General features: G+C 71.8%; 11 protein-coding genes and 1 tRNA gene. 6 read left to right on the top strand and 6 right to left on the bottom strand.

Annotation, left to right across the window (positions count from 1 at the left end; translation table 11 throughout):
- Both CCN42_RS29615 and CCN42_RS29610 read right to left on the bottom strand, forming a co-directional pair.
- Positions 1-491: hypothetical protein (locus tag CCN42_RS29615; protein ID WP_086740214.1), on the bottom strand; the 491-nt coding region annotated here is incomplete at its 3' end.
- 107 nt (positions 492-598) lie between these two features.
- Positions 599-1441 (bottom strand): MurR/RpiR family transcriptional regulator, encoded by an 843-nt coding sequence (locus CCN42_RS29610; protein WP_086740212.1) that lies wholly within the window; start codon positions 1439-1441, stop codon positions 599-601.
- A gap of 154 nt (positions 1442-1595) precedes the next feature.
- Between CCN42_RS29610 and CCN42_RS29605 the strand changes: the two genes are divergently transcribed.
- Positions 1596-2024, top strand: coding sequence for a hypothetical protein (locus CCN42_RS29605; RefSeq protein ID WP_169731549.1), 429 nt, complete (start codon positions 1596-1598; stop codon positions 2022-2024).
- 425 nt (positions 2025-2449) lie between these two features.
- Here the strand turns inward: CCN42_RS29605 and CCN42_RS29600 are convergent, their stop codons facing one another.
- Positions 2450-3838 carry a cystathionine beta-synthase gene (locus CCN42_RS29600; RefSeq protein WP_086740208.1) on the bottom strand — a complete coding sequence of 463 codons (1389 nt, stop codon included), beginning with the start codon at positions 3836-3838 and terminating at the stop codon, positions 2450-2452.
- Positions 3839-3984: 146 nt separating this feature from the next.
- On the opposite strand from CCN42_RS29600, the gene CCN42_RS29595 reads away from it, so the two are divergent.
- From CCN42_RS29595 to CCN42_RS29585, 3 genes are all read left to right on the top strand, one after another.
- Positions 3985-5025: an SGNH/GDSL hydrolase family protein gene (locus CCN42_RS29595; protein ID WP_086740206.1), complete on the top strand. Its 1041-nt coding sequence runs from the start codon at positions 3985-3987 to the stop codon at positions 5023-5025.
- 156 nt (positions 5026-5181) lie between these two features.
- Positions 5182-6402, top strand: coding sequence for an acetyl-CoA C-acetyltransferase (locus CCN42_RS29590; RefSeq protein ID WP_086740205.1), 1221 nt, complete (start codon positions 5182-5184; stop codon positions 6400-6402).
- A 273-nt stretch (positions 6403-6675) separates the two neighbouring features.
- Positions 6676-7440 (top strand): hypothetical protein, encoded by a 765-nt coding sequence (locus CCN42_RS29585; protein ID WP_086740203.1) that lies wholly within the window; start codon positions 6676-6678, stop codon positions 7438-7440.
- Positions 7441-7494: 54 nt separating this feature from the next.
- Here the strand turns inward: CCN42_RS29585 and CCN42_RS29580 are convergent, their stop codons facing one another.
- A complete protein-coding gene (locus tag CCN42_RS29580) occupies positions 7495-7806 on the bottom strand; it encodes a hypothetical protein (protein WP_173883165.1) in 312 nt (103 codons plus the stop codon).
- Positions 7807-7931: 125 nt separating this feature from the next.
- On the opposite strand from CCN42_RS29580, the gene CCN42_RS29575 reads away from it, so the two are divergent.
- On the top strand, positions 7932-8156 hold the full coding sequence (locus CCN42_RS29575) for a DUF4287 domain-containing protein (RefSeq protein WP_043501480.1): 225 nt from the start codon (positions 7932-7934) through the stop codon (positions 8154-8156).
- 95 nt (positions 8157-8251) lie between these two features.
- Here CCN42_RS29575 and CCN42_RS29570 read toward each other — a convergent pair whose 3' ends face one another.
- Positions 8252-9160, bottom strand: a complete 909-nt coding sequence (locus CCN42_RS29570; RefSeq protein ID WP_086740202.1) for a Bax inhibitor-1/YccA family protein — start codon at positions 9158-9160, stop codon at positions 8252-8254.
- Positions 9161-9422: 262 nt separating this feature from the next.
- Positions 9423-9505, bottom strand: a tRNA-Leu gene (locus CCN42_RS29565).
- A 387-nt stretch (positions 9506-9892) separates the two neighbouring features.
- On the opposite strand from CCN42_RS29565, the gene CCN42_RS29555 reads away from it, so the two are divergent.
- Complete coding sequence (locus tag CCN42_RS29555; protein WP_086168891.1) at positions 9893-10663, top strand: ABC transporter ATP-binding protein; 771 nt, start codon at positions 9893-9895, stop codon at positions 10661-10663.
- The last annotated feature ends 22 nt before the right edge of the window (positions 10664-10685 follow it).

The following is a 10685-nucleotide window of genomic DNA, read 5'->3' as shown; positions in this document are numbered from 1 at the left end:
CCGGCCGGACGCCCGCCGCGCGCCAGCCAGTCCACCCGCACCCACAGCAGTTCCTCCTGGGCCCGCTCCAGGCGGCCGAGCCATGCCGCCTTCAGCCGCAGACCGGCCCCGCACCCGGCGAGCAGCAGCCCGCCGGCCACCGGCACCGCGGCATTGGTGCCCAGCGCGGCGAGGAACCCGAGCAGCAGCCACCAGCGGTGCCCGCGCCGCCAGGTCCGGGCCGTCACGGCGCGGTCCTGGAGGACGTCGTACCTGCCCGCCCGGGCCGCCCCGCGGGCCAGCGCCGTGTAGCGCCGCCTGCGGGCCGCGGCGACCACCGCCGCGGCCACGAGGAACAGCGCGGCACCGGCGTACACCCCGATCCGCCGGCCCGTCAGTCCCGGGATGAACAGGCCGACTCCGGCCGCGCAGACGCCCAGCCACCACAGCGGTGCGGCGCCCGCCCGTACGACGACGGCCACCCGAGCCAGTCCTTGACCTCCGCGTGCCACGTTCCGCCTCCTCGTCGTCCGGCACAGTGCCGACGGCCCGGCAGGTTAGCGCCGGAACCTGAGACGAGTCTGAGAACGCGGCCCGCGAAAGCGGGTCCACTCACCGCCTACTCCACGAACAGGCCCCTGGCCGCCGCCCGCGCGTCGAACTCCTCCAGCCGCGCCTGCGCGTCCGGCAGGCCGTCGCACATCGCCTCCAGCAGCACCCGCCCCAGCAGCATCGGCGCGCAGGCGGTGTCGAAGGCGAGACCGGTGCCGACCGCGGCGGGCAGCAGCAGGTCGGAGACTTTGGCGACCGGGGCGAACGCGGAGTCGGCGACCGTCACCACGGTCAGGCCCGCCTCCCTGGCGTAGCCGAGGGTGTCCACGGCCTCGCGCGGGTGGCGGGGCAGCGCGAAGCACAGCAGGGCGCTCGCGCCCGCGCGGACGGCGCCGTCGATCCGGTCGTGGATCATCGTGCCGCCCTCGTTGAGCAGCCGTACGTCGGGGTGGACCTTGGCGGCGAAGTAGGCGAAGCCGTGCGCCTGGGCGGCGGCGGCCCGCAGGCCGAGGACGGGCAGCGGGCGGCTGGCGGCGAGGACCCGGCCCGCGCGCTGCACCGGCCGGGGATCGGCCAGCGCGTCGGCGAGGTGCCGGAGGTTCTCGATCTCGGCCTCGACGGCCTGCTGGTACTCGTTGAACGCCCCGGCGTCCGCGGGCTGTTCGGCGGGGGCGACCTCGCGCAGGTGGCGGCGCAGCGCCGGGTAGCCGTCGAAGCCGAGGGCGACGGCGAAGCGGGTCACGGACGGCTGACTGACCCCGGCCAGCTCGGCGAGTTCCACGCTGGACAGGAACGGCACGTCGGCGGCGCGGCGCACCATGCTGTGCGCGATCCGCCGCTGGGTCGGCGTGAGCCGATGCCCCTCGAAGAGCGCCTGCAGGCGTGCGGCAGGGCTGTCGGTCGGGCTCATGCCTTGCTCCCCCTTGTCACCAGGTCCGTCTGGCCGGTCCGTCTGGTCGGTCCGTCTATTCAGGTAACGGAAACTCTGCATGCTCCTATGCAGCCGGGCAACAGGGGGGCTATCCCCAGTGTCCCGGCGCCGCCCGCTTCCTACCGTGGGGCACATGACCGGATTGGACGGGCAGGGCCCCGACCTGAAGAAAGAACTCGACGCCACGCTGCACGCGCGCCGCGAGCTGGGTGAGGAGTACGAGTCCGCGCTGGTCGACTCCTTCCTGGAGAAGGTCGACCAGCGCATCGACGACGCGGTGGAGCGCCGGGTGCGGCGGCAGGTGGCCGAGCAGCAGCTGACGGCGGCCCGGGGGTCACGGTCGCCGGACGCCGCGGACTCCTGGGGCGAGCGCTTCGGCTTCGGCATCGTGTCGCTGGTCCTGGCCATCCCGCTGTCCGGCATCGGCGCCGGCACCGCGGGACTGCGCGGCCTGCTCGTCGCCTGGGCGGGCATCGTCGGCGTCAACCTGGTGCAGGCGGCCCGCACCACCCCGGACCTCTTCCGCGGACGGCGCGGCGGCGACTCCGGCTGGGAGGACTGACCCCGGGGCGACCTGTGAGGACTGACCCCGGGCCGACGGGAGGGACCAGGGATCGTGAAAGTCAGGCCCGAGGTCCGCGAAAAGGTGTACGCGGGGACCGCCGCACCCCCGTTGCCGGGGGGCGGGACGACGGCGGTCCCCGCGGGGGACGCGGGCCGGGTCAGGCCGGGCCTTCGCGTCCGTGGCGTCCATGGAGGTCCGGGAGCCGCTCCGGAGGGTCCTTGGCGCCGCTGGTCGCCGGTCGGGGCGGGGAGCCGCTCCCGCCTCCGCCGACACCCACCACTGTGCCGGTCCCGTGTTAAGCGGGTGCTGCGCGGACGTGACACCCTCGTACCACTTCCGCGCGGCCGACTCCCCGTCAAGTCACCGCGAATTCGCCGTCGTCACCCGCGGTTCACCGGAGGTTCGCCGCGGCTTCCCGCCGGCTACTTGGCGTTCTTCGCGAGGAACGCCAGCAGGTCCTGACGGCTCACCACACCGGTCGGCTTGCCCTCGACGAGGACGATCGCCGCGTCGGCCTTGCCGAGCACGGCCATCAGGTCGCCGACCGGCTCACCGGAGCCGACCTGCGGCAGCGGGGCCGACATGTGCTTCTCCAGCGGGTCGTCCAGGGAGGCCCGCTTGGCGAAGAGCGCGTCCAGCAGCTCCCGCTCGACGATGGAGCCGACGACCTCGGCGGCCATCACGTCCGGGTGGCCGGCGCCCGGCTTCACCACCGGCATCTGCGAGACGCCGTACTCGCGCAGCACCTCGATGGCCTGGCCGACCGTCTCGTCCGGGTGCATGTGGACCAGGGACGGGATCGCGCCGTGCTCCTTGTCGTCCAGCACGTCGCCGACCCGGGCGCTGGGGCCGGCGTCCTCCAGGAAGCCGTAGTCGGCCATCCACTCGTCGTTGAAGATCTTGCTGAGGTAGCCGCGGCCGCTGTCCGGGAGCAGGACGACCACCACGTCGTCCTCGGTGAGCCGCTCGGCGACGCGCAGCGCGGCGACGACCGCCATGCCGCAGGAGCCGCCGACCAGCAGGCCCTCCTCCTTGGCGAGGCGGCGGGTCATCTGGAAGGAGTCCTTGTCGGAGACGGCGACGATCTCGTCGGCGATCTCCTGGTCGTAGGCGGTGGGCCAGAAGTCCTCGCCGACGCCCTCGACGAGGTACGGCCGGCCGGAGCCGCCGGAGTACACGGACCCCTCCGGGTCGGCGCCGATGACCTTGACCGTGCCGTCGGACGCCTCCTTCAGGTAGCGGCCGGTGCCGGAGATGGTGCCGCCGGTGCCGACGCCCGCCACGAAGTGGGTGATCTTCCCCTCCGTCTGCTCCCACAGCTCGGGTCCGGTGGAGTGGTAGTGGGAGAGCGGGTTGTTCGGGTTGGAGTACTGGTCCGGCTTCCAGGCGCCCGGCGTCTCACGGACCAGCCGGTCGGAGACGTTGTAGTAGGAGTCGGGGTGCTCGGGGGCCACCGCGGTCGGGCACACGACCACCTCGGCGCCGTACGCGCGCAGGACGTTGATCTTGTCGGTTGAGACCTTGTCCGGGCAGACGAAGATGCACTTGTAGCCCTTCTGCTGGGCCACGATCGCCAGGCCGACACCCGTGTTGCCGCTGGTCGGCTCCACGATCGTGCCGCCCGGCTCGAGCTCGCCGCTCTGCTCGGCCGCCTCGATCATGCGCAGGGCGATGCGGTCCTTCACGGAGCCGCCCGGGTTGAAGTACTCCACCTTGGCGAGCACGGTCGCCTTGATGCCCTTGGTCACGCTGTTGAGCCTCACCAGCGGGGTGTTGCCGACGAGGCTGATCATCGAGTCGTGGAACTGCACCGTTGTCTCCGGTCGCTGCAAAGGAAGTGGTCGTGGTGCCGCCAGCCTACGACCCCGAGAGCGTCGTTCACTCGCTGTTGCGATTGGCGGACGGGCCGTACGGGGCAAGGAGTGGGTGTACGGCTACGAGGAGGTGGCGGCGGCGTATGTCCAGCATGTCGAGGGCGAGGGTGGCGAGACGTATCGCGGCCGGCGCGGCCTACGGCGGCGGCAGCATCGGCCTGGCCGGCGCGGCGGTCGTCGGGCTGCTGCTGGCGGAGGCGACGATGGCCAGGCGCCAGGTGCTCTCCAACGGCTCCGCGCCGTACGTACCGCGGGCGGACGGCCTGTACGGCGGCGGCTATGCCACTCCGGCCGGGGAGCCGCTGCGGCTGACGCTGCTCGGTGACTCCACCGCGGCCGGGCAGGGCGTGCACCGGGCCGGGCAGACGCCGGGCGCGCTGCTGGCCTCCGGGCTCGCGGCAGTGGCGGAGCGGCCGGTGATACTGCGCAACGTGGCGGTGCCGGGCGCGATGTCGGACGACCTGGACCGGCAGGTGGCGCTGGTCCTCTCCGGGCCGGGCCCGGCCCCCGACGTGTGCGTGATCATGATCGGCGCGAACGACGTCACCAACCGGATGCCGCCCACCCGCTCGGTACGCCACCTGGCGGGGGCGGTCCGGCGGCTGCGCACGGCCGGCGCGGAAGTGGTCGTCGGCACCTGCCCGGACCTCGGCACCATCGAGCCCGTGCAGCAGCCGCTGCGCTGGCTGGCCCGCCGGGTCTCGCGCCAGCTGGCCGCCGCGCAGACCATCGGCGTGGTCGAGCAGGGCGGCCGCACGGTGTCGCTGGGCGATCTGCTGGGCCCCGAGTTCGCGGCGAACCCGCGCGAGCTGTTCGGGCCGGACAGCTACCACCCGTCGGCGGAGGGGTACGCCACCGCGGCGATGGCGGTGCTGCCGACGGTGTGCGCCGCGCTGGGCCTGTGGCCGGCCGAGGAGGAGCGCCCGGACGTCTCCCGCCGCGAGGGCTTCCTGCCGGTGGCCCGGGCCGCCGCGGAGGCGGCGTCCGAGGCGGGCACCGAGGTCGCGGCCGCGATGCCGACGGGCACGCGCGGGCCCTGGGCGCTGCTGAAGCGGCGGCGCCGGCGGCGGATGCCGGAGGTGGAGCCGGACCCGCACTCGCCGGAGGCGCAGACCCGGGCGTGAGCCACGGGACCGAGAAACCAGGCAGGCAGTAACCAAGCAAGCGCTTAGAAAGTTGCGGCCCATGTCACACCGCCAACATCGTGACCGCGCGCATACGTACGGGTAACTTCCCAACCAGCCCTGCCCGCCCGTCTGCATGCACTCACTGGAGCCGTGATGCCCGAAGCCGTGATCGTCTCAGCCGCCCGCTCCCCCATCGGCCGCGCCTTCAAGGGCTCGCTCAAGGACCTGCGCCCCGACGACCTCACCGCCACGATCATCCAGGCCGCCCTCGCCAAGGTCCCCGAGCTGGACCCGAAGGACATCGACGACCTGATGCTCGGCTGCGGCCTGCCCGGGGGCGAGCAGGGCCACAACCTCGGCCGGATCGTCGCCGTGCAGATGGGCATGGACCACCTGCCCGGCTGCACCGTCACCCGCTACTGCTCCTCCTCGCTCCAGACCTCCCGGATGGCCCTGCACGCCATCAAGGCCGGCGAGGGCGACGTCTTCATCTCCGCGGGCGTGGAGATGGTCAGCCGCAGCGTCAAGGGCACCTCCGACGGGATGCCCGACACCCAGAACCCGCTCTTCGCCGACGCCGTGGCCCGCACGGCCGCCGTCGCCGAGTCCGAGGGCGCCTCCTGGCACGACCCGCGCGAGGACGGCCTGCTGCCCGACCCGTACATCGCCATGGGCCAGACCGCCGAGAACCTGGCCCGCTCCTGGGGCGTCAGCCGCCAGGAGATGGACGAGTTCGGCGTCCGCTCGCAGAACCTCGCCGAGGAAGCCATCAAGAACGGCTTCTGGGAGCGCGAGATCACCCCGGTCACGCTCCCCGACGGCACGGTCGTGTCCAAGGACGACGGCCCGCGCGCCGGCGTCACCCTGGAGGGCGTCTCCGGCCTGAAGCCGGTCTTCCGCCCCGACGGCCTGGTCACCGCGGGCAACTGCTGCCCGCTGAACGACGGCGCCGCCGCCCTGGTCATCATGTCCGACACCAAGGCGCGCGAGCTGGGCCTGACCCCGCTGGCCCGGATCGTCTCCACCGGCGTCTCCGGCCTCTCTCCCGAGATCATGGGCTACGGCCCGGTCGAGGCGAGCAGGCAGGCGCTGCGGCGCGCGGGCCTCACCATCGACGACATCGACCTGGTCGAGATCAACGAGGCGTTCGCCGCGCAGGTGATCCCCTCCTACCGCGACCTGAACATCCCGCTGGAGAAGCTGAACGTCAACGGCGGCGCCATCGCCGTCGGCCACCCCTTCGGCATGACCGGCGCCCGCATCACCGGCACGCTCATCAACTCCCTGCAGTGGCACGACAAGCAGTTCGGCCTGGAGACCATGTGCGTCGGCGGCGGCCAGGGCATGGCGATGGTCATCGAGCGCCTGAGCTGAACCACCCCTGAGTGACCGGCGCGGCACGCCGCGTCATCCCACGGCCCGGAACCCGAGAACCACCAGGGTTCTGGGCCGTTTTGTGATCCAATCTCCCCCAGGATGTGACCTATCTCCCCCGGCGCAACGACGTCGCAGGTCAGGGCCGCCCCACCGGAATCAGGGAACACAAAGACCTGTCCGTTTCGTGACGTTACGCACTGACAGCTGGTTAGTTCACCCATCAAGCTGATGTAGGAAGTCGGGGGTCGACCTTGAACCGGGAGTACGTCAGTGAGCGCCATGCCGATCGCCCTGCTGGCCACCACGGCCGCCACCGGCGCCGTGGGCGTCGCCGTCCTGCGCACCCTCATGCAGCTGCGCCGCCAGGTCGCGGCCCTGCACAGCGAACTGGCCGCGGCCCGCACGGCCCGCGTCCACGTCCCCGCCGCGCGCACGACGGCGGACACGGACGAGATACGCGCCGCCGTCGCCGAGGCGCTGGCCGAGGAGCGGGAGCGGGAGCTGGCCGAGGCCCGCGCCTTCTGGGCCGCCCAGGAGGCCCGTGACGTCTCCGACGCACCCTCGCTGCTGTCCCTCTCCGACAGCGATCTGTTCCTGCCCCGCCAGGCCGACTTCGTGGGCCTGGAGCCGGCCACCGAGGCCGAGGAGTTCCCCGGGGACTCCCCCGAGCTGGCCGCCGCCCGCCGCCGCCACCCCTCCCACCCGGACTTCGTCCCCGTCGCGTCACCGGTCGTGAACGACCACGAGCGCACCGTCGCGATCCTGGAGGAACTGGCCGCCGCCCGCACCCAACTCACCGACGTCCGTCCGGGCCCGCTGGGCACCCTCGACGTCTACGTCTTCGCCGACGGCACCACCCTGTGCATGACCCCCGGTCACCGCGAGACCGCGGAGCGCCTGGCCGCCGCCCTCACCGCGGGCGAGACCCCGTTCCTCCTCGGCGGCTCCGGCATCTCCGGCGCCTACACCCTCACCTTCGAGTGCGGCGAGGAGAACGTCTACATCCTGGCGGACCGGGTCATAGCGGCCCTCTAGGGGCACGGGGAACCACGCGAGCGCCCCTCCCGCGCCCGCACCCGCCGACGGCGATCAGATCCCCGCCTTCTTCTGCGCCTCCTCGACGAGCCGCACCGCCTCGGCGACCTCGTCCTCACTCCGCAACACGACCGCGAGGTCGTGCGCGGCGACACTCACTTGATCGGCGGCGGCGAACATCCCCGCATCCGGCATCACCCGGGGCTCCGCCCCCGGCGTCTCCAGCTCCTGCGCCCACCGGGCCAGCTCCCTGGCCAGCTCCAGAGCCGCGGCGGCAGCGCTCCGCTGCAACCGGCTCTGCGGCGCGGCCCGCAACCGGTCCGCGAAGTGATCCACCGCACGGTTCAAAGGCGTCGTATCAACCACGCGGCGACCCTACGCCCCGCACCGGGACCGTTGCCAACAGACACCGGCACTGTTGCCAACGGGCGAACGCTCAGGCACGGTGACCTGAAGGACCGGCTTACATCCCCTTGCGTACGGAGGCGCCGATGTCCCAAGTCTTCTCCGAGGAGACCCACCGCAATCTGCTCGCCCGCATCCCCCACTGCACCGGTCGTGAAGTCGCCGACTGGCTGCGGACCGTCGAAGAAGGCCCCGCTCTCCGCTTCGAGGAGAAGGTCAGCTGGCTGCGCCACGAGTACGACCTGGCGTACGGCCACGCCAAAGCGATCATCCACGAGTACGACCTGAGGAGGGCCGCGCGCAGGTTCTGAGCGCGCTCCTTCCCGCAGACCGCGTTCCTTTCCCGCAGACGCCGAAGGGCCCCGGGGACGAACCCGGGGCCCTTCGGCATGGTGACGGCTGCGGATCAGTCGTCGCCGGAGAAGATGGCGACCAGACGCAGCATCTCGATGTAGATCCAGACGAGGGTCATGGTCAGGCCGAACGCGGCCAGCCAGGACTCCTCACGCGGCGCGCCGTAGGCGATGCCGTCCTCGATCTGCTTGAAGTCGAGGGTCAGGAAGAACGCGCCGAGCACGATCGCGAGGATGCCGACGATCGCACCGAGCGGGCCCATGCTGCGCAGTCCGCCGTCCTCGGCGACACCGAAGACGACCAGCAGCAGGTTGACCGCCATGACCAGGATGAACGCCAGGGCGATCGTCATGCCGATGCGGGCGTAGCGGGCGGTGACGCGGACCCAGCCGGCCTTGTACACCAGCAGCGTGGCGCCGGAGACCGCCATGGTGCCGAGGACCGCCTGGAAGGGCGCGCCGGACCACCGGCTGTTGAACATCTCGCTGATCACGCCGAGGAAGACGCCCTCGAAGGCGGCGTACGACAGGATCAGCGCGGGGGACGCCTTGCGCTTGAAGGACTGCACCATCGCCAGGACGAAGGCGATCAGCGCGGCGCCGATGGCCAGGCCGTAGCTGGTCGACGAGACCGGCAGCAGGGCCCAGGCCAGGACGGCGCCGACGACGACGGTGCCGAGCGTCATGGCCGAGCGCATGACGACGTCGTCCATCGTCATCCGGTTGCCGGTGGCGACCGGGGCCTGCGGGGCGCCCTGCTGGGCGTACGGGTTCTGGGCGTAAGGGTTCTGCGCGTACGGGTCGGCGCCGGCGCCGGGCTGGGCGTAGGGGTTGCCCGTGGCGTACGGGTTGCCCTGCGCGCCTACAGCTGCGCCCCCGGCCTGCGGCGCGGTGTTGAAGCCCGCGTAGCCGTTGTCGCGGCTGAACCCCCGTCGCGAGAAGACCGGGTTGCTGCTCCTCATTTCACTCCTCCATGGCCACCCTGCGTAGCCTTGGCTCAAGAGTAATAGACAGGCAAAGGAATGACCCTAGTGCTTGGGGAGGATCTTTCCCCCCACGTGCTGCGCAACACGCTACGCGGCCGGGTGATTCCCGGCACGTGAGGATCCGAACCGTGGCCCCTCGGTGACGATCTCGTCACCGAGGGGCCGGTGCGGCGAAGGCGCGGCGCCGGAGCGGCGAAGATTTCAGTGCATGATGCACACATTCCGAAGGCGTCGGAGGTGCCCGGAACCGGACTCGAACCGGTACGCCCGCGAGGGGCAGCGAGGTTTAAGCTCGCCGTGTCTGCATTCCACCATCCGGGCAGGCCATGGGCTCCGCGTCGCGGTTCCGACCCTATCGGGACGCATCCCCCGGACAGCGGAACGGCGGACCGATGTTGTCTTATTTTATTGACGTCTGAGGGTGCATCAGCACTCGGAACTGGCCATCCGCACTTGCCAATAGCCTTGCGCGCGGCGGTCGCCCGCGCATGCGGAATGACGGAATTTCACCGCCCGAACAAGGGCACTCCACCTGTTCTTGCGATCCTCACGCCTCAGGGTCGCCCGTCATCCCCAGGTATGACACGACGGCCGCCGGTCCGACCCGAGGCTGTCCCAGGAACGGGAACAGCGGCTGACTACACGGCGCGATGCGGCCGGAACGATGGACCGGTACCCCGATCCCCGTCCCGACAGGAGCGCCACCCCGTGACCACGACTCCCCTCGCCGACCGGACCACCGCCGTGGCCGCCCGCGCCACGGAGCTGTCGAAGATCTACGGACAGGGCGAGACCCAGGTGGTCGCCCTCGACCGGGTCTCCGTCGCGTTCCGGCAGGCCGAGTTCACCGCGATCATGGGCCCCTCCGGGTCCGGCAAGTCCACCCTGATGCACTGCGTCGCCGGCCTGGACACCTTCTCCTCCGGCTCCGTGCGCATCGGCGACACCGAGCTGGGCTCCCTGAAGGACAAGCAGCTCACCAAGCTGCGCCGGGACAAGATCGGCTTCATCTTCCAGGCGTTCAACCTGCTGCCGACGCTGACCGCGCTGGAGAACATCACCCTTCCGATGGACATCGCGGGCCGCAAACCGGACAAGGAGTGGCTGGACACCGTGATCCAGATGGTCGGCCTCTCCGGGCGGCTCGGCCACCGTCCCGCCCAGCTCTCCGGCGGCCAGCAGCAGCGCGTCGCGGTCGCCCGGGCGCTCGCCTCCAAGCCGGACATCATCTTCGGCGACGAGCCGACCGGAAACCTCGACTCCCGCTCCGGCGCCGAGGTGCTGGGCTTCCTGCGCAACTCGGTGCGCGAGCTGGGGCAGACCGTGGTGATGGTGACCCACGACCCGGTGGCGGCGGCGTACGCGGACCGGGTGGTGTTCCTCGCGGACGGCCGGATCGTGGACGAGGTGTACGGGCCGACGGCGGAGTCGGTGCTGGACCGCATGAAGCGGTTCGACGGCAAGGGCCGCACCAGCTGACGCACCGCCCCCGATTCCCGCC

Origin of the sequence: Streptomyces glaucescens, from assembly GCF_002154375.1 — a bacterium.
GTDB classification, from domain to species: domain Bacteria; phylum Actinomycetota; class Actinomycetes; order Streptomycetales; family Streptomycetaceae; genus Streptomyces; species Streptomyces glaucescens.
The sequence above is the reverse complement of the archived record's forward strand: the minus strand, read 5'-3'. Positions and strand labels throughout refer to the sequence as shown.

Bases quoted from the DNA above. Each gene is read 5' to 3' on its own strand.
- CCN42_RS29575 (WP_043501480.1), top strand. From the start codon at position 7,932: ATGTCCCAAGTCTTCTCCGAGGAGACCCACCGCAATCTGCTCGCCCGC.
- CCN42_RS29595 (WP_086740206.1), top strand. From the start codon at position 3,985: ATGTCCAGCATGTCGAGGGCGAGGGTGGCGAGACGTATCGCGGCCGGC.
- CCN42_RS29570 (WP_086740202.1), bottom strand. From the start codon at position 9,160: ATGAGGAGCAGCAACCCGGTCTTCTCGCGACGGGGGTTCAGCCGCGAC.
- CCN42_RS29610 (WP_086740212.1), bottom strand. From the start codon at position 1,441: ATGAGCCCGACCGACAGCCCTGCCGCACGCCTGCAGGCGCTCTTCGAG.
- CCN42_RS29605 (WP_169731549.1), top strand. From the start codon at position 1,596: ATGACCGGATTGGACGGGCAGGGCCCCGACCTGAAGAAAGAACTCGAC.
- CCN42_RS29590 (WP_086740205.1), top strand. From the start codon at position 5,182: ATGCCCGAAGCCGTGATCGTCTCAGCCGCCCGCTCCCCCATCGGCCGC.